Source organism: Rhodanobacter sp. GW835-FHT13D09 (assembly GCF_058793995.1).
The window spans coordinates 23,949-46,075 of sequence record NZ_JBXAGL010000012.1; the positions used below are offsets into that span (position 1 = coordinate 23,949).

General features: G+C 70.1%; 22 protein-coding genes. 3 read left to right on the forward strand and 19 right to left on the reverse strand.

Features of this window, described 5'->3' with window-relative positions; translation table 11 throughout:
* Window positions 1-29 precede the first annotated feature (29 nt).
* The 11 genes from gspD to gspE are packed head-to-tail and all read right to left on the reverse strand — an operon-like array spanning window position 30 to window position 10,659.
* The gene (gspD, locus tag AC1Q5A_RS14680) at window positions 30-2,348 is read right to left on the reverse strand and encodes a type II secretion system secretin GspD (RefSeq protein WP_492701883.1); all 2,319 of its coding nucleotides are present in this window, start codon (window positions 2,346-2,348) and stop codon (window positions 30-32) included.
* Window positions 2,349-2,351: 3 nt separating this feature from the next.
* Window positions 2,352-3,077: a type II secretion system protein, XpsN-like gene (locus AC1Q5A_RS14685; RefSeq protein ID WP_492701885.1), complete on the reverse strand. Its 726-nt coding sequence runs from the start codon at window positions 3,075-3,077 to the stop codon at window positions 2,352-2,354.
* Window positions 3,074-3,718: a type II secretion system protein GspM gene (gspM, locus tag AC1Q5A_RS14690; protein ID WP_492701887.1), complete on the reverse strand. Its 645-nt coding sequence runs from the start codon at window positions 3,716-3,718 to the stop codon at window positions 3,074-3,076. The genes AC1Q5A_RS14685 and gspM overlap by 4 nt, the downstream gene beginning before the upstream one ends.
* Window positions 3,715-4,863: a PilN domain-containing protein gene (locus AC1Q5A_RS14695; protein ID WP_492701889.1), complete on the reverse strand. Its 1,149-nt coding sequence runs from the start codon at window positions 4,861-4,863 to the stop codon at window positions 3,715-3,717. Before AC1Q5A_RS14695 ends, gspM begins: the two co-directional genes overlap by 4 nt.
* On the reverse strand, window positions 4,860-5,729 hold the full coding sequence (locus tag AC1Q5A_RS14700) for a type II secretion system minor pseudopilin (protein ID WP_492701891.1): 870 nt from the start codon (window positions 5,727-5,729) through the stop codon (window positions 4,860-4,862). Before AC1Q5A_RS14700 ends, AC1Q5A_RS14695 begins: the two co-directional genes overlap by 4 nt.
* Complete coding sequence (locus tag AC1Q5A_RS14705; protein WP_492701893.1) at window positions 5,726-6,367, reverse strand: prepilin-type N-terminal cleavage/methylation domain-containing protein; 642 nt, start codon at window positions 6,365-6,367, stop codon at window positions 5,726-5,728. The genes AC1Q5A_RS14700 and AC1Q5A_RS14705 overlap by 4 nt, the downstream gene beginning before the upstream one ends.
* On the reverse strand, window positions 6,364-6,789 hold the full coding sequence (locus AC1Q5A_RS14710) for a type IV pilus modification PilV family protein (RefSeq protein ID WP_492701895.1): 426 nt from the start codon (window positions 6,787-6,789) through the stop codon (window positions 6,364-6,366). The genes AC1Q5A_RS14705 and AC1Q5A_RS14710 overlap by 4 nt, the downstream gene beginning before the upstream one ends.
* Window positions 6,786-7,244, reverse strand: a complete 459-nt coding sequence (locus AC1Q5A_RS14715; protein WP_492701897.1) for a GspH/FimT family pseudopilin — start codon at window positions 7,242-7,244, stop codon at window positions 6,786-6,788. Before AC1Q5A_RS14715 ends, AC1Q5A_RS14710 begins: the two co-directional genes overlap by 4 nt.
* Before the next feature lie 4 nt (window positions 7,245-7,248).
* Window positions 7,249-7,674, reverse strand: coding sequence for a type II secretion system major pseudopilin GspG (gene gspG, locus AC1Q5A_RS14720; protein ID WP_492701899.1), 426 nt, complete (start codon window positions 7,672-7,674; stop codon window positions 7,249-7,251).
* 32 nt (window positions 7,675-7,706) lie between these two features.
* Window positions 7,707-8,924, reverse strand: a complete 1,218-nt coding sequence (gene gspF / locus AC1Q5A_RS14725) for a type II secretion system inner membrane protein GspF (RefSeq protein WP_492701901.1) — start codon at window positions 8,922-8,924, stop codon at window positions 7,707-7,709.
* 1 nt (window position 8,925) lies between these two features.
* Entirely contained in the window at window positions 8,926-10,659 is a 1,734-nt protein-coding gene (gene gspE, locus AC1Q5A_RS14730; RefSeq protein ID WP_492701902.1) for a type II secretion system ATPase GspE, read from the reverse strand.
* A 303-nt stretch (window positions 10,660-10,962) separates the two neighbouring features.
* Between gspE and AC1Q5A_RS14735 the strand changes: the two genes are divergently transcribed.
* Complete coding sequence (locus AC1Q5A_RS14735) at window positions 10,963-11,760, forward strand: TatD family hydrolase (protein WP_492702032.1); 798 nt, start codon at window positions 10,963-10,965, stop codon at window positions 11,758-11,760.
* Between the two features lie 3 nt (window positions 11,761-11,763).
* Here the strand turns inward: AC1Q5A_RS14735 and AC1Q5A_RS14740 are convergent, their stop codons facing one another.
* The 6 genes from AC1Q5A_RS14740 to AC1Q5A_RS14765 form a co-directional block, all read right to left on the reverse strand.
* Entirely contained in the window at window positions 11,764-12,510 is a 747-nt protein-coding gene (locus tag AC1Q5A_RS14740) for a class I SAM-dependent methyltransferase (RefSeq protein ID WP_492701904.1), read from the reverse strand.
* Between the two features lie 44 nt (window positions 12,511-12,554).
* Entirely contained in the window at window positions 12,555-13,088 is a 534-nt protein-coding gene (locus AC1Q5A_RS14745) for a pseudouridine synthase (protein ID WP_492701906.1), read from the reverse strand.
* An 11-nt stretch (window positions 13,089-13,099) separates the two neighbouring features.
* A complete protein-coding gene (locus AC1Q5A_RS14750) occupies window positions 13,100-14,023 on the reverse strand; it encodes a class I SAM-dependent methyltransferase (RefSeq protein WP_492701908.1) in 924 nt (307 codons plus the stop codon).
* Between the two features lie 76 nt (window positions 14,024-14,099).
* Entirely contained in the window at window positions 14,100-14,762 is a 663-nt protein-coding gene (locus AC1Q5A_RS14755) for an NYN domain-containing protein (protein WP_492701910.1), read from the reverse strand.
* A 217-nt stretch (window positions 14,763-14,979) separates the two neighbouring features.
* On the reverse strand, window positions 14,980-16,092 hold the full coding sequence (locus tag AC1Q5A_RS14760; protein ID WP_492701912.1) for an S-(hydroxymethyl)glutathione dehydrogenase/class III alcohol dehydrogenase: 1,113 nt from the start codon (window positions 16,090-16,092) through the stop codon (window positions 14,980-14,982).
* Window positions 16,093-16,159: 67 nt separating this feature from the next.
* Complete coding sequence (locus AC1Q5A_RS14765; RefSeq protein WP_492701914.1) at window positions 16,160-17,080, reverse strand: LysR substrate-binding domain-containing protein; 921 nt, start codon at window positions 17,078-17,080, stop codon at window positions 16,160-16,162.
* Between the two features lie 109 nt (window positions 17,081-17,189).
* Between AC1Q5A_RS14765 and AC1Q5A_RS14770 the strand changes: the two genes are divergently transcribed.
* Both AC1Q5A_RS14770 and AC1Q5A_RS14775 read left to right on the forward strand, forming a co-directional pair.
* The gene (locus AC1Q5A_RS14770; protein ID WP_492701916.1) at window positions 17,190-17,369 is read left to right on the forward strand and encodes a hypothetical protein; all 180 of its coding nucleotides are present in this window, start codon (window positions 17,190-17,192) and stop codon (window positions 17,367-17,369) included.
* Between the two features lie 106 nt (window positions 17,370-17,475).
* Window positions 17,476-18,420, forward strand: coding sequence for an aldo/keto reductase (locus AC1Q5A_RS14775; RefSeq protein WP_492701918.1), 945 nt, complete (start codon window positions 17,476-17,478; stop codon window positions 18,418-18,420).
* 111 nt (window positions 18,421-18,531) lie between these two features.
* Here AC1Q5A_RS14775 and AC1Q5A_RS14780 read toward each other — a convergent pair whose 3' ends face one another.
* Window positions 18,532-19,569: a TraB/GumN family protein gene (locus tag AC1Q5A_RS14780; protein ID WP_492701920.1), complete on the reverse strand. Its 1,038-nt coding sequence runs from the start codon at window positions 19,567-19,569 to the stop codon at window positions 18,532-18,534.
* A gap of 275 nt (window positions 19,570-19,844) precedes the next feature.
* The gene (locus AC1Q5A_RS14785) at window positions 19,845-22,070 is read right to left on the reverse strand and encodes an NADP-dependent isocitrate dehydrogenase (RefSeq protein ID WP_492701922.1); all 2,226 of its coding nucleotides are present in this window, start codon (window positions 22,068-22,070) and stop codon (window positions 19,845-19,847) included.
* Window positions 22,071-22,127: the final 57 nt, after the last annotated feature.

The window sequence follows — 22,127 nt, forward strand, 5'->3', positions numbered from 1 at the left end:
GATAGCGGGCGCCGCCGCGCAGCCGCCTGCTACGGCTTGCTGCCGGCGGGCGCCGGCGCACGCAGCGGCGCCAGCGACTCGAACTTGCTCTGGTAGTCGTCGGTGATCTGCTTGGCGTCCGCGCCGCCGCGGATCACCCGCGGCGTGATCAGCACGATCAGCTCGGTGCGGTTGCGGCTGCGGCTGGTGTTGCCGAACAGCCGGCCCAGCACCGGCACACGGTTGAGCCCGGGGATGCCGGTGTCGGTATTGCCTTCGGCCTGCTCGATCAGGCCGCCCAGCAGCACGGTCTGGCCGCTCTGCACCGCGACCTGGGTGGCCAGCTTGCGCTGCGAGATGGCCGGGTTGCCGTTGACCAGCGGCACCGACTTGTCGGCCTGGCTCACTTCCTGGCTGATGTTCATGTAGACCAGGCCGCCGGGATTGATCCGCGGCTGTACGTTGAGGATCACGCCGGTACTCAGGTAGCTGACCTGGCTGTAGCTGGTGGGGTTGCCCAGGCCGGTGTTCACGCTGGTCTGGTTGATCGGGATCTGGTTGCCGACCGCGATGCTGGCCACCTGGTTGTTCATCACCACCATCGACGGCGCCGACAGCGTCTTGGTGTTGCCGCTGGTCTCCATCGCGCGCACGGCGACCTGCAGGTCGCTGTTGAGGAAGGAGTAGAAGAACGGCTCGCCGTGGAACGCGTTGCCGCCCTGGCCCAGGCCGAGCTGGCGGTGCCGGTACGGCTGGCCCGGCACGATGTTGCCGCTGCTGTCGGTGGTGCTGCCGGTCAGCCCTTCCAGGTACCACTGCACGCCGAACTGGAACTCGCCGGTGAGGCTGACCTCGAGAATGCGCGTCTCGATCTGCACCTGCAGCGGCACGTTGTCGAGCTTGTGGATCGCGCCCTTGATCTCCTCCCACTGCGACGGCCGCGCGCGCACCAGCAGCTGGTTGCTGCCGTCGACCGAGCTGATCCGCACGCTGCCGTCGCTGGAGCTGTACTGCGCCTCGCTGGACGCGCCGCCGCCGGCCGTGCCGCCGAAGGCGGCCGTGCGGCTGCCGAAGGCGCCGCCCGCGCCGGCACCGCTGCTGTCGCGGCCGTTGCCGCCGGGCGCACCGACGTTGCCGCCCACGCCACCGAGACCGCTGTCGCGTCCCGCACCGCCCGGGTTGCCGAAGCTGCCCGCGCTGCTGCCCATGCTGGTCGCGCCGGCGTTTTCCGCGCTGCCCAGGGTGGCGGCGGCAAGGCCCGGCCCGACCTGGCCGCCGTTGTCACCGCCAGCGCCGGCGCCGCCGGTGTAGATCTGCGCCAGGTAACGGGCCAGGTCCGATGCCTTGATGTTGCGCACGTCGTAGACGAACAGCTGCGGCTCGTTGCCGCCGCCGCGGTCGATGCGGGTGATCCAGTCACCGACCTCCTGCAGGTATTCCGGCTGGGTGCTGATCACCACCAGCGCGTTGGTGCGCTCGATCGGGATGAAGCGCAGCATGCCGGCCAGCGGGGTATTGCCCTTCTCGCCGAACATGCCGTCCAGCTTCGGCATCAGTTCGCCGACGCTGGCGTACTGCAGGTTGAACACGCCCACCGACATGCCGCGCAGCCAGTCGACGTCGAAGGTGTGCACCATGCGCTGGTAGTTGGCCAGCTCCTCGGGGGTGCCGGACATCACCAGCAGGTTGCGCGCCGGATCCACCAGCAAGGTCGAATCCGCCCGCGCAAACGGCTTGATCAGCTTCTGCATCTCGGTGGCGGAGATGTAGTGCAACGGGAACAGCCGCGACTGCAGCCCGCCCGTGGGCGCGCTGGCGCCGAGGCTGGGCACCAGGTTGCCGGCCACCGCCTCCTTCTGCGGCAGCACCACGTAGCCGCCGGCGCGCTGCACCAGCGCGTTGCCGGTCCACGACAGCAGGGTCTCCAGGATCGGCAGCGCCTGGTTCGAATCCACCGGCTCGGCGGTGGAGAACGAGATGTTGCCCTGCACGCCCGGTGCGATGGTGTAGTTCTGCTTGAGCAGGTCGCCCAGGATCGCCTTGACCACCGCCTGCACCGGCTGGTTCTCGAAGTTGAAGGTCACCGAGCCGCCGCCGCTGGCCGCCGGACGCGGCTGGCTCAACGCGCCGGGCCGGATGAACTGCCCGCTGCCCCGGCTCAGCTGCGACGGCGGCGTGGCCGTGTTGCCCTGCGACGCGCCGTTGTTCAGCGGCAGCGGCGCCGGCACCGGATTCTGCGTGCCGGCCATCGCCTCGCGCTGCAGGGCGCCATTGTCCGGCGGTGGCGGCAGGCTGGCGCAGCCGGCCAGCGCCACGATGGCGCCCAGCACGGCGCTGCGCAGGATTTGCTGAGTGGGCGTGCGGAACATGAATCAATGCACCTCTTGATTGGCCGCAGCCGCCTTGGCAGCACGACGTTTCTGGATGTTTTCCCTGAGCTGGTCAAGGCCCTTCTGCCGCGTCGGGTCTGCCGACGGCGGCAGCGCCTGCGGATCGCGACCGCCGCCGGAACTCATGCCCTGCCGACCGGCCCCGCGCGACCCGATGCTGATCATCGCGTCGGCCGGCGCTGCCGGCGGCGGCGCAGTGGCCGGGCCGGCGGCCTTCTGCCCGTCGAAAGGCGCGCCGGCTGGCAGCTTCAGTTCGGTGCGCCCCGCGGAGCTGGCGAACACCGCCGAGCGCGGATGCACTTCGAGCAGGGTGGCGCCGCCCTCCGGCAGCGACGCGCCTTCGCGCACGCGCACCTCGCGATGGTCGCCGTTCCGGTCGCGCAGCAGGGCCATGCGCAGCTCGGGGGTGAGGATGATGCCGGTCAGTTCGAGGTCGCCGAGATTGCTGCCACCGTCGGCGGTGCGCGCCACCGGCTTGCGGTCGGGGCTGAACAGCGGTCGCTGCCAGACCAGCGCGTACTGCTGCAGCGGCACCGGCTGCAGCAGGTTGGCTGGCCGGCCGGCCGGCGGCAGCGGCAGCGGCGTGCGCGGCGTGTCCCAGCGCACGCCGCGGCCGAGACCGGCCAGCAGCAACAGCAGCAGCGCGCCCAGCAACACGACGAGCGCGACCAGCACGGGAGTCAGCCGGCGCTGATCGGCGGCGTTCATGGCGCGGCTCCCGCGTCGTCGGGCGCGCGGCCGGGTGGCGCGGCCGCCGGACGCGCCGGACGCACGTAGCCAGACAGGCTGAACTGCACCTCCAGCGCCGCGGCATTGTTCTGCTGTGTCGTCACCGGGTTGCGATAGATGCTGAGGTCGTCGACGAACAGGTACGGCGTGCCCTGCTCCAGCGCCTGCAGCACCGCCGCCAGCGGCTCCATGTCGCAGTTCAGGCTGATGCTGACCGCCGCCTTGCGGTACGGCTCGCCGGCGATCGACGGCGGGTTCGGCAGCGGCATCTTCTGCGTCACCGCGCAATGGCCGCCGGCGCTGGCGGCGACCACGTCGATCACGCGTTGCATCAGGTCGGCCGCGGCGGCGTTCGGATCGTCGGCAGCGAGGAACGCGTTGCTGGCGGCCTGGCCGGAGCCCAGTTCGGCGAGGCGCCGCTGCAGCGCCGGCTTCTCGGCGATCGCGGCGGCGTAGCGGCTGTGCGTGTCGCGCAGGTCGACCATCGCCTCGCGCACCTGCTGCAACGGCACCACGAACCACCAGTGCAGCAACACCAGATAGGCCAGCGCCAGCGCCAGCAGCAGCAGGAGCACCGCCGCGATGCGGCTGTCGCGCGGATTCATCGCGGTGATCTTCATGGCGTGTCCCCGCCAGCCACCGGGGCCGCCGGTTTCGGCTGGTTCACGTGTGCGATCAGGTAGAAACGTTCCTTGCCGCTGGTCGGGTCGGGCTGGATGCTGCCCTGGAAGCTGGCGCCGGTGACCAGCTTCGAATCCTTCAGGGCGTCGAGCAGCTTCACCGCCTGCTGGCTCTGCCCCTGCACGCCGATCTGGCCGGCGTTGTCGACGCTGAAGCGCTCCAGCCAGGCGCTGTCCGGCAGGCGCTCGGTGACGTCCTGCAGCAGGCTGAGCATGGCCACCGTGTCGTGCTTGCGCCGGGCCAGGAAACCGGCGGCGCCGGCGTCGTCCTGCAGTTGCTGGCGCAGCGCCGCCACCTGCTGCGCCTCGCCGCGCATCGCCTCGACTTCGGCCTGCATCTGCGCCAGCGCCAGTTGCCGGTTGTGCAGCCACTCGCCCAGCAGCAGCACCAGCAACAGCACGCAGGCGGCGGCCAGGATCAGGTTCAACCGGCGGCGCGGGCGCGCACGGCGCGGCACCTGTTCCGGCGGCAGCAGGTTGACGCCGAGGCGGCCGTCGCCCACCGCCACGTCGGCCGCGTCGACCGCGATGCCCTGGGCCTGCAGGCGCGCCAGCAGCGGATCCAGCGTGGCGCGGGTGACCACCACCAGCTCCGCGTTGAGGCGGCCGGCCGCGGCGGCCGCGGCCGTTTCGCGCACGGCGTAGTACACCTGCGCCACGGTGAACGGGGTCTGCCGGTCCATCTCGAAGGCGGCGACCTGACGCAGGTTGTCGCGTGCGGCCAGCGGCAGCGCCAGCGTGCGCCGCAACACCGCCGCTGCCGGCAGCAGCAGCGCCAGGCGCAGGTCCTCGCGGTCCACCCGCTGCAGCGCCGCACCCAGCGCGGCGGCCGGCGCGAGCGCGCCGTCGTCGTCCCAGCTCGCCAGCACCTCGCCATGGCCGCTGCGGCGCAGGGTCCAGGCGGTGCCGGCACGCTGCAGCAGGTGCCAGTCCGCGCCGCTGCCGAACCAGCCGCGCCAGCGCACCGGCAGCAGGCCGCGCAGCTCGCCGCCCCACCAGCCCAGGAACGCGGGCAACGGCGAAGCGCGCCAGCCGCGGCGTGCACGATCCCACAACGGCTGCAGCGACTGCGTTGCGGTACTCATTCCGCCTCCCCCTCCTGCCAGCGCATCACGGCGTACGGCTGCACCTGCCCCTCCTGCAGGCGAATCGTGGCGCGCAGGATCGCACGCGTGCCGTCGGCCAGCGTGGCCTCCGAACGAATACTATGCGCGGTTCCACTGGCGAGAACCAGCCGCGGGTCGTCCGCGTTCTTCTGCCGTGCGGCCTGGATCGCGTTCATCTGTTCGGGCGTCATCCCGGGGATCGCGGCCAGCGCCAGCGGCGGGGCGGTGTTCGGATCCGGGCTCGGGTTGCCGGACCAGATCGTCACCACCGGTGCCACCTGCCGGTACAGCGCCGGGGTCATGCCCAGCACCATCTGCAATTCCTCGATGCTGGCGAACGGACCGCCGCGTGGACCGTAGTCGCGCCCGGCCGCCAGATAGGCGGCGCGCCGGGTGGCGGTCGCGCCTTCGAGGATGGGCGGGCTGCGCCAGTCCACCACGCGGCCGGCCAGCAGCTGCGCCTCGGCCGCCGTCAGCCCGGCGGCCTGGAACAGGCCGCGCAGCACCTCCGGCGGGGCGGCGTTGAGATCGACCTTGCCGCCCTCGTCGGTCGCGCGCACCACCACCGTGGCCTGGTCGTAGCGGAACGTGTACGGCCGGCCGTCGCCGAGCCAGTGCTGCTTCGGCTGCGGATCGTGCAAGGCGTACAGCGCACGCATCAGGCCGGCCTCGGCGGCGTAATGCGCCTGGGCCTGGGCAAACGCGTAGCGGGCCTGCAGGCCTTCGGTGCGCACCAGCGCGGCGTAGCCGCCGAGCAGGATCGCCAGCAGCGTGCACGCCCACAGCACCAGCAGCAGGGCGACCCCGCGCTGGCCGGCACGCCGCGGCAACGGCCGGCGCCTCATCGCCCCCTCATGGCGGGCAGGTTGACCAGGAGCGGGTTCGCCCGCAGCGGCACGTCCAGCTGCGGCCACGCCATGCCGCCCTGCGCCTGCAGTTCGATGCGCACCAGCTGCGGCATGCGGCGCCCGTCGGGCCACGCGCTGGACCACGGTGCAGGGTCGCCCTGGTCATCGACCCCGCGGTAGCTGAAACTGCCCCTGGCGATGCGATCGAGCAGCACCTGCGGCTCGCCCAGCGGCTGCGGCGGCCGTCCGTCCGGCGGCAGCAGGGCCAGGCTCAGCTCCAGCCGCAGCCCACCGTGGCCGTCATCGACCAGCTGCAGCCGCTGCAACTGCGGGCCAAGCTTGCCGAGGTAGCCGGGCAGCGGCGCCACGTAGCGCATCTCGCGCGCGCTGCCCTCGAAATAGATCGGCTCGCCGTGGTCGGTGCGGCCGATCGGCTGCACCTGGCTCTGCGCCAGTTCGCGGCGCAGGAATTGCTGCGCCGAGCGCACCTGGTCGATCCGCTCGATCGCGACGGTGCCCGAGCGCACGCTGTGGGTGGCAGTGCGCAAGCCCGAGTACACGCCGACCAGCAGCAGCGCCAGCAGCACCAGCGCGGCCAACACTTCCAGCAGGGTGAAACCGGCCGCGCGTTTCATCGGCCGGCCTGGGCATTGCCGGCTGGCAACGGCGTGCCCAGCCGCAGCGTGCGGAAGTGCGCGCTGCGCGGATGCGCCGGCGGCCCCCACGATATGGCCAGGTCGAGCTGGTAGAGCTGCATCGATGCGCCTGGCGCGGCCGGACCGGCGGCGTTCCACGGCGTCACGTCGAGCTGCCAGCGGTAGCGCCGGTCGAAGCGGCCGGCATGCTGGCCCGGCTTCACCGCCTCGCCGACGAACGCGCTGTCGAGCAGGCTGCGCGCATGCATCGCCACCTCGCTGTACTCGGCGGCGTTGCGGCTCAGCGCGATGGATGCGCCGGCCACCTTCATCAACGCGGTGAACGCGATCGCCAGCAGCATGATCGCGGCGATCACCTCGAGCAGGCTGAAGCCTTGCTGGTGGCGGGGCCGGGCTTTCATCGCTGCGCCACCGCGTCGACCACGCGCACCTCGCCGGTCAGCCACGCCACGTTGACGTGCCATTCGCGCCGGCCGCTGCGCAGGGTGATGCGCCCGCCGGTGGAGCTGCCGTCCGGGAAGAAGCGGATGCGCCCGGTGTGCTCGTTCGGCTGGTCCTGCTTCGCGCTGGTGATGCTCACGCGCAGGCCCTTCGGCAGGCGCACGCCCTGCCGCTTCGCGTCGTCGTAGCTGTTCGCGCGGGTGTCCACGTCGACGTGCTGCTCCTCGCCGCGCACGATCGCCTGCGCGCGGGTGGCCCGCAACGCGCCGGCCAGCTCGCTGCTGGCCGCGCGCACCCGTGCGCTGGCCAGGCCCTGGGTCACCGCGACCGACACCGCCGCCGCCGCGATGCCGACCAGCAGGATCACCGCCAGCATTTCCAGCAGGGTGAAGCCATGGGCGCGCGAAGCTCTCACATGCCTACTGCCAGTTGCCCACGTCCTTGCTGTAGCCGTCGCCGCCGGGCTTGCCGTCCTGGCCGTAGAAGACCAGGTCGAAGCTGCCGTGCTCGCCGGGGTACTGGTAGCCGAAGGCGTGGCCCCAGGGATCCTTCAGGTCGGACTCCTTCGCGTACGGGCCCTGCCAGTTCGACGCGTTCGCCGGCTTCGTCACCAGTCCCTCCAGCTGTGGCGGCGGCGCGCCGTTGTCCAGCGCGTAGTTCTCGATCTTCTGGTTCAGCGTCATCAGCTGCGCCTTGCCGGCGCCGTACTTGCCCTTGTCGACGTTCTTGCCGACCTGGGTCACCACCACCGCGCCGATGATGCCGATCAGCACGATCACCGCGAGCATTTCGAGCAGGGTGAAGCCGGCGTTGGAACCGGATCGTCGTGGTTGCCTTTGCTGCATGGAGATCGCCTCAAGGATTGCGGGTGGGATGTCTATTGGATGTTGCTGGTCAGGCTGAGCAGCGGCAGCAGGATCGCGGCCATGATGATCGCCACCAGCACGGTCATCACGATGGTCAAAGCCGGCACCAGCGCCGCCAGCAGGCGGTCGATCGCACGTTTCGATTCGAGCTCGAAAGTGTCGGCGACCTTCAGCAGCATGGTGTCGAGCTGGCCGGCCTCCTCGCCCACCTGCACCATCTGCATCGCCAGCCGCGGGAACAGTTTCGACTGGCCCAGCGCCAGGCTCAGGCCCGCGCCGCCCTTGACCTCCTCGTGGGCCGCCTCCAGCGCCGCGTCCAGCGCGCGGTTGGCGGTGACCTGGCGCGCGATGCTCAACGCGCTCAGCAACGGTACGCCGTTCTTCAGCAAGGTGCCCAGCGTGCGCGTGATCCGCGCGGTTTCGACCTTCAGCAGCAGCGGGCCGACCACGCGCAGCCGCAGCAGTCGGGCATGCCAGGCCAGCCGCGCCGCCGGCTCGCGCAGCCGCGCGCGCCAGGCGAACAGGCCGCCGCCGAGCAGCAGCACGATCAGCCACCACCACGCTTGCAGCGCGTTGCCGAGCGCCAGCACCGCGGCGGTGATCCACGGGATCGGTACCTGCATGTCCGCGAAGATCGGCACGAACTGCGGCACCACGTAGGCCAGCAGCAACACCAGCGAACCGAGCACGCCGACCAGCAGGAACGCCGGATAGATCAGCGCATTGACGATGCTGCCGCGCAACTGCTGCGCGCGCTCCAGGTAATCGGCCAGCCGGCGCAGCGTCTCCTCCAGCGAACCGCCCGCCTCGCCGGCGCGCACCAGGCTGACGTACAGCTTGGGGAACACACCGTGCTCCTCGTCCAGCGCCGAGGACAGGCTGTTGCCGCTGCGCACGCGCCCGCGCACGCGCTCGATCAGTTTCTTCGCGCCCTCGCCCTCGGGCAGCTCGAGCAGGATGCCGAGCGCGCGGTCCAGCGGCTGGCCGGCGCCGAGCAGGGTGGCCAGCTGGTGGGTGAACTGGGCCAGCTGGTCACCGCTGAGCGGGCCGCGCCGGAACCACCCCGCCAGCCCGCTGCCGCCGCCGGCGCCGTCGGCCGGCTGCGCCTCCAGCGGCGTGTGGCCCTGGTCCTGCAGGCGGCCGATCACTTCCTCGACGCTGGCGGCCTCCATCTGCCCCTGCAGCATCTCGCCGGCGTCGCTGACGGCCTTGTAGCGGAACTGGGCCACGTCAGCCTTCCTGCGTCACGCGCAGTACTTCTTCCAGCGTGGTGATGCCGGCCACGGCCTTGGCAATGCCGTCCTCGTACATCGTGCGCATGCCTTCGACACGGGCCTGCTTCTCAATCTCGCCCTCGTTCGCGCGCTGCATCACCAGCCGGCGCAGCGGGTCGCTCATGGTGAGGAACTCCATGATCGCGCGGCGGCCGCGGTAGCCGCTGGGATTCGCCGCGCTGCTGCCCGGCTTCCACAGCCGGATCGGCCGCTCGTCGGTGTACTTGTGCAACTCGAACTGCTCGATCACTTCCGGCAGGGCTTCGTACGGGATCGCCGTCTCCGGATCGAGCCGGCGCACCAGCCGCTGCGCCAGGATGCCGTTGACGGTGGAGCCGAGCAGGTAATCCTCCACGCCCATGTCGAGCAGGCGGGTGATGCCGCCGGCAGCGGAGTTGGTGTGCAGGGTGGAAAGCACCAGGTGGCCGGTGAGCGCGGACTGGATCGCGATGCGGCAGGTCTCCAGGTCGCGCATCTCGCCGATCATGATCACGTCCGGGTCCTGGCGCACGATCGAGCGCAGCGCGCCGGCGAAATCCAGCCCGATCTGCGGCTTCACCTGGATCTGGTTGATGCCCTCGATCTGGTACTCGACCGGGTCCTCGACGGTGATGATCTTCACGTCGGGCGTGTTGATCCGCGACAGCGCGGTGTACAGCGTGGTGGTCTTGCCCGAGCCGGTGGGCCCGGTCACCAGCAGTATCCCGTGCGGGCGGTTGAGCACCTCGACGAAGCGCGACTGGAAGCGGTCGGTGAAGCCGAGCGAGGCGAAGTCGAACACCACCGATTCGCGGTCGAGGATGCGCATCACCACCGACTCGCCGAAGCTGGTCGGCACCGTTGACACGCGCAGGTCCAGCTCCTTGCCCTGCACGCGCAGCTGGATGCGGCCGTCCTGCGGCAGCCGGCGCTCGGCGATGTTCAGCCGCGCCATGATCTTCACGCGCGAGATCACCGCGGCGGTGGACGACGAGGGCGGCGCCTCGACTTCGTGCAATACGCCGTCGATGCGATAGCGCACCTTCAGCCGGTTCTCGAACGGCTCGATGTGCACGTCCGACGCGCGCTGCTCCACCGCGCGCTGCAGGATCAGGTTCACCAGCCGGATCACCGGCGCCTCGGAGGCAAGGTCGCGCAGATGCTCGACGTCGTCCTCTTCCGCGGCGCTGCCGTCGAGGTTCTCCACGATGGTGCCCATCGCCGAGCGGCCGGAACCGTAATAGCGCTCGATCAACCCGTCGATCTCCGAACGCAGGCCCACGCGCAGCGCCACCGGCCGCCCGGCGGCCAGCTCCACCGCCTGCAGCGGATACGGGTCGGCCGGGTCGGCCACGATCAATGCCAGCCCGTGCTCGCCATCCTGTACCGGCACCACGTGCTGCTGTTTCAGGAAGCGCAGCGACAGCTCCAGCTCGGCCGGCGGCAGTTCCGGCGCATCGCGCGCGGCCAGCAGCGGCACCTGCAGCAGCTCGGCCCAGGCCTCGGCCAGGTCGCGCTCGGAGACCAGGCCCAGCCGCGCCATCAGCGCGGTCAGCGTGCCCTCGGCCGCTTCCTCGTGCAGGCGGCGCGCGCGGGCGAGGTCGCCGTCCTTCAGGCGGCCGCGCGCGACCAGCCAGGCACAGACTTCCGCCTCGCGGTCATCCGCCACCCGACCCGACCCGCCGACCGCCGGCTCGATCACTGCCGCCATCCTCCACCCCGATCGATAGCTGCGAAAAGCCGTCGACGCTCCCCTGCGGCGAAACGGCACGCGCCATAGTTAACACATCCGGCTGGCAGCTGGTGAATGCCGCCCACACCGGCCACCACGGCGGCACAAACGTCCATTGTGGGGCCAGCGCCTGCAGCGTTGGATATCCGCGGCCTAGGAAAATTTCCTGTGCCGCAGCCGACGTGACCCGGGTCGCAGGCCGGCGACGCGCCCGCGGCCGGTCCCGCGTTTGCGCCGCTGCCGGGGTCTGGGACAATGCCGCTTTCGATGACCGGCCAGACCATGCAACTGCTCGATATCGGCGCCAACCTCACCCACGAGTCGTTCCACCCCGACCTCGACGCGGTGCTGCGGCGCGCGCAGGCGCACGGCGTGGGCCGGATGGTGGTCACCGGCGCCTCGCGCGACGGCAGCGAACATGCGCTGGCATTGGCGCGCGCGCATGCCGGCACGCTGTACGCCACCGCCGGCGTGCACCCGCACCACGCGGTCGACTACGACGATGCCACCGATGCGGCGTTGCGCGAACTGGCGGTGCAGCCGCAGGTGCGCGCGGTCGGCGAGACCGGGCTGGACTACCACCGCAACTATTCGCCGCGCGAGGTGCAGTTGGCGGTGTTCGAACGCCAGCTGCAGATCGCGGCGGACCTGCACAAGCCCCTGTTCCTGCACCAGCGCGATGCGCACGCGGATTTCGTCGCCCTGCTCCGGCGCTACCGCGAGCGGGTGCCCGGCGCGGTGGTGCACTGCTTCACCGACACCGGCGAGGCGCTGCGCGACTACCTGGCGCTGGACTGCCACATCGGCATTACCGGCTGGATCTGCGACGAGCGCCGCGGCACCCACCTGCGCGAACTGGTGCGCGGCACCCCGGCCAACCGGCTGATGCTGGAGACCGATGCGCCGTACCTGCTGCCGCGCACGGTGCGGCCGCAGCCCAGCCACCGGCGCAACGAGCCGATGTACCTGAAGCACATCTGCGAGGAAGTCGCCCGCGACCGCGGCGAAAGCGCGGAAGTCACCGCAGCGAACAGCACCGCGACGGCGATGGCGTTCTTCGGGCTGGCCGAAGCGGTCTGAGCGTCACGCCACCCGCCCCACCTGCACGAAGAACGGCCAGCGCACCGTGCGCACCCGTTCGGGCTCGCCCCAGGCCGCAGCCAGCGCGGGGGCGGCTGCCTGCACCGCATCGTGGCCGGTGCGCTGCCGATGCCGCTGCGCGGCCGACCACGAATGCAGGTAGGCCAGGAACTGCGCGAAGTTCCAGTCCGCGTGCATGCTGAAGCTGGGCGCCGGCACCGGCGTGAACGGGAACGGCAGGCCGCGGTAGCCGGCATCCACCAGCGCGCGCTCCGGCGGCCAGTCCGGGCCCAGCGCGCCGGCGTAGAGCTCGCGTTCCACCGCATCGACCGCACGACTGACGCTGCAGTTGCCGTAGGCCGAGACCGCCAGCAGCGCGCCCGGCCGCGCCACGCGGCGCACTTCCGCATGGAACGCCGCCAGGTCGAACCAGTGCAGCGCCTGCGATACGCCGACCAGGCTCACGCTGCCGGCGGCGAGGCTGCTGCGTTCGGCCGGCTCGGTACGGTAGTCGATGCGCGGATGCGGCGTGGCCTGTGCGATCTGCGTGGCGCTGGGATCGGTGGCGACCACCCGCTCGAAGTGCGCGGCCAGGCCCACGCTGGCCTGGCCGTTGCCGCAGCCGGCGTCCCAGGCCAGCGCGAGGTCGGGCGCCTGCGCCGCCAGCCAGTCGAACCAGTCGGCCGGCGGCAGCGGGCGGGCGTCGCGGTACAGCGCGGCGTGGCCGGAGAAGTGATCCTTGAAGTCCATGCGGATACCGGTGCGGGGAGGATGCGCGGATTATCGCGCCACCCTCAGGCGAGTACGCGTGATGTGCCGGGGGCGAGCCCATCCAGCGCATGCTCGCCGATGCGCACACGGATCAGCCGCAGAGTGGGGAAGCCCGCTGCGGCGGTCATCCGGCGCACCTGGCGGTTGCGACCTTCGCGCAGGGTGAGGCTGAGCCAGCTGGTGGGAATCGCCTTGCGGAAGCGCACCGGCGGATCGCGCGGCCACAGCCAGTCCGGTTCGACGGCGAAGGCGGCTTCGGCTGGCAGGGTCGGGCCGTCGTTCAGGACCATGCCGCGGCGCAGCGCCTGCAGCGCTGCCTCGTCGAGCGTGCCCTCGACCTGCGCGAGGTAGGTCTTGGCCTGCTTGTGGCGCGGATCGGTGAGCCGATGCGCCAGCCTACCGTCGTCGGTCAGCAGCAGCAGCCCCTCGCTGTCCTGGTCCAGCCGGCCGGCCGCATAGACACCCGGCTGCCGCACGAAGTCGGCCAGCGTGGGGCGGCCGCGATCGTCGGTGAACTGGCACAGCACGCCGTACGGCTTGTTCAACGCGAGGAGCATGCGCGCCCGGCTCAGGGCGTCGAAGCCGCCGCCGGCTTCACGAAGCGAAGGGTCATCCGGTCGGACTCGCCGATCGCCTGGTACTTCGCCTTGCCCTGCTCGCCCAGGGTGAGCGTGGGCGGCAACGTCCACACGCCTTTGGGATAGTCCCTGGTGTCCTTCGGATTGGCATTGATGTCGCTGCTTTCGTCCAGCGTGAAACCAGCGTCGGTGGCCAGCTTCACCACGTAGCGGGTGGGCAGGTAGCCGCTCGACTTGACGGCTTCCAGCGTGGCGTCGTCGTCGGCGCGGTGGTCGACCACGCCGAGCACGCCGCCGGGTTTCAGCACCGCGAAGAACGCCTTGAACATCGTCGGCGCGGTGCCGGCCACCACCCAGTTGTGCACATTGCGGAAGGTCAGCACCAGGTCGGCCGAGCCCGGCGGGCCGAGTACCGGCGCCTTCGGGTCGAAGGTGACGATCGCGGCCTTGCCGTAGTGCGCCGGATCGGCGGCGAATTTGCGGCGCAGCGCGCTGTCGTCGCTGCGCGCCTCGGCATCGGCGGCGGGCGCCTTCTCCGCGGCGATGTAGCGGCCATTGTCGCGCAGCAGCGGCGCCAGGATCTCGGCGTACCAGCCGCCGCCGGGGGTGATCTCGATCACCGTGCGGTCCGGCCGCACGCCGAAGAACTGCAGGGTGGCCTTGGGGTGGCGGTACGCGTCGCGAGCACGGTTCGCCGCCGGACGCCAGCTGCCGGCCAGCACGCCGTCCAGCTGCGAAGCAGTGAAGTCGCGAGCGCTGGTCGGCGGCACCAGCGCGTCGCTCGGCTGGTCCGGCGGAGCCGAGGCGGCGGATACCGCCTGGGCAGCGGCCGCCAACACCGGACTGGCGGTCAGCAACGTGGTCGCCACGAGGCTCGCCAACCTCGTCCTGGCCGCCTGTGTCCCGTGTTTCATGAATGACTCCTTGGCATGGTGGTCGTCCGGACCTGTCGCATTGTCGCGCAAACCTTGTGCAGGGCCGGTGGACGATTCAGAACGGCCGCGGGCAGACCGACTGCAGGCCGTCGATGTGTTCGTGCAGGTCCGGCGCGATGCCCTGCCACATCGGGTCGAGGATGAAGTCGATGCCTTCGTAGCGGGCCAGCTTCGCGGCCGGGATGAAATCCGCATCGCCGGCGACCAGGATGATCTGGTCGACCAGCTTTTTGTAGGTCAGCGCGGCGATGTCGATGCCGATCTTCATGTCGACCTGGGTCTGGCGCATGTCCGGCTCGAAGTGCTCGTCGCCCAGGTCGTCCCAGCGCAGGCTGCCCTCGCGCAGCTGCTGGTAGGCGCCGCGCTTCAGCTGCCACTCGCCGCGCTCGGCCAGCCGGCCCAGCCGCAGCGCCATCTTGCGCTGCCGGCGCAGCTGGTCGTGCAGCTCGCGGCGGAACGCGGCGGCGCCGGTGCGGCCGAAGTCGATGCTGTCGCCGCTGATCGGCCTGACGAAGCTCTTTTCCAGCGGCGGGCAGTCGTAGAAATAGATGCGGTAGAGCTGCTCGCGCGGGCGGTCGACCGCCTTGAGGTGTTCCAGCGCCATGCCGAACAGGGTCTTCGCCACCGCGCGCGCATCGCCGGCGTCGCGCTCGCCGTACACCTTGCGGTAGCGGGCGAGGAAGAAGGCGCCGTCGACGAGGATGGCGGTGCGGTTCATGGGACAACCTTATGGGTGAGCTGGCATAGACGAGGATAAGTGCCGCCAGCAGAATGGGGCTGGCGGCGTGTGCCTATTCTAGAGCTTCATCCGACAGTGCGGGCATCGCATCGCTCCTGCAGGGCGGGCAAGGACCGCCGACATCCCAGCTCACCTGTGATCGAGCAAGAGCGGCGGGCCGTGCCCGCCCTACGCCAGCCATTTCGGCATCGCGTCTTCAGTAGTGGATCACCGAGCGGATCACCTTGCCTTCATGCATCAGCTCGAACGCCTCGTTGATGCGCTCCAGCGGCAGCACCTCGGTGATCATTTCGTCGATCCTGATCTCGCCGGCCAGGTAGCGCTCGACGTAGCCTGGCAGCTGCGAGCGCCCCTTCACGCCGCCGAACGCCGAACCGCGCCACACCCGCCCGGTGACCAGCTGGAACGGCCGCGTGCTGATCTCCTGGCCCGCGCCGGCCACGCCGATGATGATCGACTCGCCCCAGCCCTTGTGGCAGCACTCCAGCGCCGAGCGCATCACGTGGACATTGCCGATGCACTCGAACGAATAGTCCACGCCGCCGTCGGTGAGCTCGACGATCACCTGCTGGATCGGCGTGTCCGGATAATCCTTCGGATTGATGCAGTCCGTCGCGCCGAGCAGCTTCGCCATCTCGAACTTGGCCGGATTGGTGTCGACCACCACGATGCGCCCGGCCTTCGCCATCACCGCTCCCTGCACCACCGACAGGCCGATGCCGCCCAGGCCGAACACCGCCACGCTGGCGCCAGGCTCCACCTTCGCCGTGTTCAGCACCGCGCCGATGCCGGTGGTGATGCCGCAGCCGAGCAGGCAGACCTTCTCCAGTGGTGCGGCCCGGTTGATCTTCGCCAGCGAGATCTCCGGCAGCACGGTGTACTCGCTGAAGGTGCTGGTGCCCATGTAGTGCAGCAGCGGCTTGCCGTTGAGCGAGAAGCGGCTGGTGCCGTCGGGCATCAGGCCCTGGCCCTGGGTGGCGCGGATCTTCTGGCACAGGTTGGTCTTGCCGGAACGGCAGAACTTGCACTCGCCGCATTCGGGCGTGTACAGCGGGATCACATGGTCGCCGACCTGGAGCGAGGTGACGCCCGCGCCGACCTCCTCGACGATGCCGCCGCCCTCGTGGCCCAGGATCACCGGGAACCGGCCTTCCGGATCGGTGCCGGACAGGGTGAACGCGTCGGTATGGCAGACCCCGGTGGCGACGATGCGCACCAGCACCTCGCCGGCCTTCGGCCCGGCCACGTCGACCTGCTCGATGCTGAGCGGCTGGCCGGCGGCCCAGGCCACCGCGGCGCGCGATTTCATGATTCAACTCCTGACGTTCGGCAACGACCCGCAATGATGACGCGTTTGACCGCTTTGCGGAACCGCGTCAGCCGACCGGCTTGTCGTCGGGGCGGAACGCCGACATCTGCCGTCGGTAGTCGTCCGCCTCGGCCAGCAGCCATTCGCGGAACAGCTGCAGGCCACGGTGCTCCAGCGAGCGCGGCGGGTACACCAGCCAGTAGGCCTCCTCCACCGCCAGGTAGTTGTCGCCCAGCACTTCCAGCCGGCCGGCGTCGATCAGCGACTTCGAGGTCACCATCCGCCCCAGCGCCACGCCGAGGCCTTCCAGCGCCGCATGGCGCAGCGCGTCGAGGCTGTCGAACTGGGCCACGTAACGCGCTGGTGGCGTGCCGCCGGTGCGGCCGAACCAGTCGCTCCAGCGCCGGGACGGATTCGGCTCGCCGAGCAGCGGCCAGCGCGACAGCTCGCGCGGGTCGGCGCCGCCCATCCGCGCGATCAACGCCGGCGCAGCCACCGGCGCGATCCACTCGCCGAACAGCCGCTCGCTGTGCAGGCCCACCCACTCGCCGCGGCCGTAGCGCAGGGCGACGTCCACCGGCTCGCGCTCGAAATCCACCAGGGTCGAACCCGACTGCAGGCTGAGCTCCAGCTCCGGATGCGCGGCCACCAGCCGCGGCAGCCGCGGCACCAGCCAGCTCGACATGATGCCGGGGCTGGCGCTGAGCGTGAGCGCGTCATGATGGCGCGTGCGATACGCCGCCAGCGCATGCTCGATGCCGTCGAAATGCCCGCCGACCGCCTCCAGCAGACTGCAGCCCTCGACGGTCAGCGTCACGCCGCGCGGGCCGCGTTCGAACAGGCGCCGCTCCAGCCGTTCCTCCAGCTGGCGCATCTGGTGGCTGAGCGCGCTCACCGTGAGATTCGCCTGCGCCGCGGCGCGCGACAGGTTGCCCTGCCGGGCGACCAGCACGAACTGTTGCAACAAGCCCAGCGGCAACTTTCCCACCTTGAATATTCCTCAAGTCTGACTTGCGAATATATCGCTTTCTCGCGGCCTGCGGCGTGCGTATCTTGAGTTCTTCCCAAGCCATGAGCCCTCCCAAGGAGGCTTCCCCATGAACTCGCTGTGGAAAGATCTGCTGTTCCTGCACGGCCATCTGGTGCACAAGGAGGACCTGGACTGGCGCCCGGAGCCGAAGCCCGCTCCGAACCCGGCCAGCGACGCCGCCAAGGCCCGGCGCAACACGCTGGCGTGCTGCGCTGGCGTGTGGCCACGGATCATGGCCCCGCGTTGAGGGCCGCCCGGGCTTGAATACCGCGGATATGCAGCCACTTCGAGTGGACCGCGCGCCGCCTGCAGGGCCGCGCGCGGATTCTGCCCGCCGCCCTCCGAGGTATTCCATGCATACGCGCCCGCTCGGCAACTCGCCGCTCTCCATCGCCCCGCTCGCCTTCGGCGGCAATGTGTTCGGCTGGAGTGCCGACGAGAAGCGCTCGTTCGAACTGCTCGACGCGTTCGTCGATGCCGGCGGCAACCTGATCGACACCGCGGACGTCTATTCGGCCTGGGTGCCGGGCAACCACGGCGGCGAGTCGGAAATCATCATCGGCAAGTGGCTGAAGCAGAGCGGTAAACGCGGGCAGGTGGTGATCTCGACCAAGGTGGCCAAATGGGCCGAGCAGCCGGGCCTCTCGCCGGTCAACATCCAGCAGGCGGTGGACGGCTCGCTGCAGCGCCTGCAGGTCGACTGCATCGACCTGTACCAGGCGCACGAAGATGACGCCAGTGTGCCGATGGAAGAAACCCTGGGCGCCTTCGCCCGGCTGATCGAAGCCGGCAAGGTGCGCGTGATCGGCGCCTCCAACTTCAGCGCCGCGCGCTTCGCCGACGCGCTGGCCATGTCGAAACAGCACGGCCTGCCGCGCTACGAAAGCCTGCAGCCGGAATACAACCTGGTCAGCCGCGCCGGCTACGAGCGGGAACTGGAGCCGCTGATCCGCCGCGAGCACATCGGCGTGATCAGCTACTACGCGCTGGCCAGCGGCTTTCTCAGCGGCAAGTACCGCAGCGCGGCCGACCTGGCGAAGAGCGCCGCACGCGGCGGCTCGGTGAAGAACTTCCTGAACCCGCACGGCCTGCAGGTACTGGCCGCACTGGACGCGGTGGCCGCCACGCACCACGCCACCCCGGCCCAGGTCGCACTGGCCTGGCTGATCGCACGCCCCGGCCTCACCGCGCCGATCGTCAGCGCCACCAGCGTGGAGCAGCTGCGTGAACTGCTCGGCGCCACCTCACTGCAGTTGAGCGACAACGAGATTGCGCAGCTCGACCTGGCCAGCGCCTGATCACCCCGATCACCGGGCAAAAATCCGCTCGCGGATGCTTCCGTCGTAGGGCGGGCACTGCCCGCCGGCTTTTGAACGCAAGAGCGGCGGGCGGTGCCCGCCCTACGGGGATTACTCCGGTGCGTCGATCTGGTAGCCCTCGGCCTGCAAGGCGGCGAGGTAACCGTCCGGCTTCAGCAATTCGTCCATCGGCAGCAAGGCGAAGGTCTGCGCGTTGCCGGCCAGCGCCTTGCGCGCGGCAGCCAGCCACACGGCGCGCTGCTTCGCCGGCACGTCGTCGAGGCCGAGCGTCTGCGCGAAACCGGCGCCGGTGATTGCCGCCACGCAGGCGTCGCGACGATCGCTGTCGGGCAGTTCGTGCAGCGCCTGCAGGTCGCCCGTGGCCCAGGCGTTGGCGCGCGCGGCCATCGCCGGCATGTCGTGCTCGATGCTGTCCAAGGTGCGGATGAAGCAGGTGACGTCGCGCGGCGCCGCCTGCCGGAATGCCTTGATCGCCGCACGCGGGTGCTCGATCAGCACGGGGTAATCGGTCGACAGTTCCGGCACGCCGCGGCGTTTGGCCAGCTCATCCACGCTCGCCTCGACTCCGCCGGAACGGCTGAGCCCGTTCGCCTTCAGCGCCTTCTTGTACAGCTCCTGCGCGGCGAACAGCGGGCGCCAGCGCTCGACGCCGCGGTCGTCACCCAGGTATTTCTGCTTCAGCACCTGCCAGCGCGCATACACCAGCGGCGGCAGCACCTGCTGCAGGGTTTCACCGTCGTCGTTCTTGCGCGCGCCGTAGGCCGAAGGCAGCAGGAACAGCTTGCCGAGGAAACCCACGTCGGCCTTCAGCTTCACCGCCGGCGCCAGCAGCACCTGCTGCGAGCCGGCGATCGCCTGCTCCACCTCGCGCGACTGCCACTGCATCGCGCGCGGCAGCGGCGACAGCGTGCCCAGCACCCACAGCACGTGCCCGTCCTTCGATACCTTCCACAGGCCGGGCCCCGGCACCACGCCGCTCACCACCACCACGGGCAGGTTGGCCACGTCCTGCGGCGACGGCCGCGCGGCCGTACTGGCCGCTGCCGGCACCTGGGCAGGCGCCGCGGACACGCATGCGGGCGCCAGGACGCCCGACACGAGCAGGAAAGCCAGGGGCAGCAGGCGCATCACGGCAGACTCCGGTTTCGAAGGCCACCATTGTCGCAGGGCGATACTGAGAGGTTGTGAACTTTTCAACCTCTCAGACCGGCCACGGAGGGCCGGGCATGAAACAGTCACGCCAGTGACTGTTTCATGTGAGCGAGTCGGGCGTGTACCGGACTCACGACTGAAGAAAACCACAGGAAGTGGTTTTCTTCACAAGCTCTGAGCGGAAGGTTGCCAGCCGGAAGAAGCAAACGGGGCACCGCGGGGTGCCACGTTGGGTGACACAGGAAGGCAGCTCAGGCCGACAGCTTCGCCAGCGCCGCATTGAACGTCGCGCTGGGCCGCATCGCCGCGCTCACCTTCGCCTGGTCGGGGTGGTAGTAGCCGCCGATGTCCACCGGCTTGCCTTGCACGCGGTTGAGTTCGTCGACGATGGTGGCCTCGTGCTCGGTGAGCGCCTTGGCCAGCGGCGCGAACTTCGCCTTCAGCGCGGCGTTCACGCCCTGCGCGGCCAGCGCCTGGGCCCAGTACAGCGCGAGGTAGAAGTGGCTGCCGCGGTTGTCGATGCCGCCGACCTTGCGCGAGGGCGACTTGTCGGTGTCGAGGAACTTGCCGTTGGCCTGGTCCAGCGTCTTTGCCAGGAGCTCCACCTCGGCGCTGCCGTGACGGTTGCCCAGGTGCTCCAGCGAGGCGGCCAGCGCGAGGAACTCGCCCAGCGAATCCCAGCGCAGGTAGTTCTCTTCCAGGAACTGCTGCACGTGCTTCGGCGCGGAGCCGCCGGCGCCGGTCTCGAACAGGCCGCCGCCGGCCATCAGCGGCACGATCGACAGCATTTTCGCGCTGGTGCCCAGCTCCATGATCGGGAACAGGTCGGTGAGGTAGTCGCGCAACACGTTGCCGGTGACCGAGATGGTATCCAGGCCCCGGCGGATGCGCTCCAGCGAGAACCTGGTCGCCGCCACCGGATCCATGATGCGGATGTCCAGGCCGCTGGTGTCGTAGTCCTTCAGGTAGCGCTCGACCTTGGCGATCACCTCGCGGTCGTGCGCGCGTGCCGGATCGAGCCAGAACACCGCCGGGGTGTGCCGCGCACGGCCCACCGCGAGCTTCACCCAGTCCTGGATCGGCGCGTCCTTGGTCTGGCACATGCGCCATATGTCGCCGGCCTCCACGTCATGCTGCAGCAGCACGGCGCCGGCCCCGTCGATGACCTTCACCACGCCGTCGGCGGCGATCTGGAAGGTCTTGTCGTGCGAGCCGTATTCCTCGGCGGCCTGCGCCATCAGGCCCACGTTCGGGACGCTGCCCATGGTCGCCGGATCGAACGCGCCGTGCGCCTTGCAGTCCTCGATCACTGCCTGGTACACGCCGGCGTAGCAGCGGTCGGGGATCACCGCCTTGGTGTCCTGCAGCTTGCCCTCGGCGTTCCACATCTTGCCGGAGTCGCGGATCATCGCCGGCATCGAGGCGTCGACGATCACGTCGCTGGGCACGTGCAGGTTGGTGATGCCCTTGTCGGAATTGACCATCGCCACGGCAGGGCGCCTGGCGTACTCGGCGTCGAGATCGGTCTTGATCGCCGCCTGCGTCGCCTCCGGCAGCGTGCCAAGGCGCGCGTACAGGTCGCCGATGCCGTTGTTCGGGTTGAAGCCGGCCTGCTTCAGCGCGTCGGCGTGCTTCGCCAGCACGTCCTTGTAGAACTCGCCGACCGCCACGCCGAACATGATCGGGTCGGAGACCTTCATCATGGTGGCCTTGAGGTGCAGCGAGAACAGCACGCCCTGCTTCTTTGCGTCCTCGATCTGCGCGTCGACGAAGGCGGCCAGCGCGCGGCGCGACATCACCGCGGCGTCGATGATCTCGCCGGCCTTCAGCGCGGTCTTCTCCTTCAGCACCTTGCTGGAGCCGTCCTTGCCGAACCACTCGATGCGCACCGTGGTCGGCTGCTCGACCACCGCGGACTGCTCGCTGCCGTAGAAGTCGCCGCCATCCATGTGCGCCACGTGGGTCTTCGAATCCTTGCTCCACGCGCCCATCCTGTGCGGGTGCTTGCGCGCGTAGTTCTTCACCGAGGCCGGCGCGCGGCGGTCGGAGTTGCCCTCGCGCAGCACCGGGTTCACCGCGCTGCCCTTGACCCGGTCGTAGCGCGCCTTGACGTCCTTCTCGCGCTCGTCCTTCGGTTCGTCCGGGTAATCCGGCAGCGCGTAGCCGTGGTCCTGCAACTCCTTGATCGCCGCCTTCAGCTGCGGCATCGAGGCACTGATGTTCGGCAGCTTGATGATGTTCGCCTCCGGCGTGGTGGCGAGGCGGCCCAGCTCGGCGAGGTCGTCGGCGATGCGCTGGCCCGGCTGCAGCAGCTCGGGGAACAGCGCGACGATGCGCCCGGCCAGCGAGATGTCGCGCGTCTCGACCTCGACTCCCGCGGTGGCGGTGAACGCGGCAACGATCGGCAGCAGCGACGCGGTGGCGAGGAACGGGGCTTCGTCGGTAAGGGTGTAGATGATCTTCGGCGTGTCGGACATATTCGGCGGGACTCTCTGACGGCAAAAGGAAATGGCAGCGGGCCATTGTCGCGGTTT